The 1,027-nt window shown below is 53.6% G+C and carries 2 protein-coding genes; both read left to right on the top strand.

What is annotated here, in order from left to right:
- A partial coding sequence (locus tag BLQ17_RS22130; RefSeq protein ID WP_143005626.1) for a xanthine dehydrogenase family protein molybdopterin-binding subunit occupies nt 1-604 on the top strand: 604 nt, incomplete at its 5' end.
- Between the two features lie 96 nt (nt 605-700).
- On the top strand, nt 701-1,027 hold a 327-nt coding region (locus BLQ17_RS22125; protein WP_176761411.1), incomplete at its 3' end, for an FAD binding domain-containing protein.

The raw sequence follows: 1,027 nt of genomic DNA, 5'->3' as shown, positions 1-1,027 counted from the left end.
CCCCGCAGAAAACCTTGTTGCCGAACAGGGACGGATCTTTCTGCCCGAGGATCCGGACAAGTCAATCACTATCCCTGATCTGGTCGCTGCCGCCCAGGCGAACTGCTGGGGAAGCGCTATCGGAGAAGCGTCTGTGAAACCGGACGCCTGTCCGCCCCATTTTATAGCCTGCTTTATCGAGGTCAACGTCGACACCCGGACCGGACGAGTCAAGGTGGTCAACGCTGTAAGTGGTGCGGATGTAGGTACTCCGATCAATCTGAACAATGTTGAAGGGCAGATTACCGGAGGGATGCACATGGGGCTTGGGTATGCCCTCATGGAGGACACCTGTTTCGACAAGGAGCAGGGCCATCTCATGAACCCCGGATTTCTTGATTATAAAATTTTCACTTTTGCCGACATGCCGTCTGTCCAACCCTTTATCGCAGACCTTGTCGAACCTACGGGGCCTTTTGGCGCCAAAGGAGTCGGGGAAGGAGTCACCAACCCTGTCGCGCCCGCTGTCGCCAACGCCATTTTCAATGCGGTCGGCGTCAGGCTGACAGACCTTCCGATGACTCCGGAAAAAGTACTGAAAGCTCTTAAAGAGAAAAAAGACTGACGGAGCGGGCCGGAAACAAAAAAGGAAGTCCCGGGACACCCTGGACTTGATGCCGCAAAGAGCGTAAGAAAACAGCACTGTTAGAGGTGAGAGACCATGAAACCTTTTCATTACCACGAACCTGCCACGATAGCCGAAGCCTGCCGAATTCTCAAAGAGCATGGGAAAAACGCACGAATCCTTGCCGGTGGTACCGACCTGGTCATCCAGATGAAGCGCGGGAAAATATCGCCCGCCCACGTGGTTAACATAAAAAAAATCAGCGAATTAAACACGATTACAACCAACGGGGAAGGTATTGCAATTGGCGCAGCCGTTCCCTTGTCCGCAATCGTCAAGCATAAAGATATTGCCGAAAAACTCCCGATGGTGAGCAAAGCCGCACACTCGGTCGGCTCAGTACAGGTGAGAAACCGCGCCACC

The sequence above is a fragment of the Desulforhopalus singaporensis genome (assembly GCF_900104445.1).
GTDB classification, from domain to species: domain Bacteria; phylum Desulfobacterota; class Desulfobulbia; order Desulfobulbales; family Desulfocapsaceae; genus Desulforhopalus_A; species Desulforhopalus_A singaporensis.
Note: the sequence above shows the minus strand (reverse complement) of the source record. Positions and strands in the feature narration are given on the sequence as shown.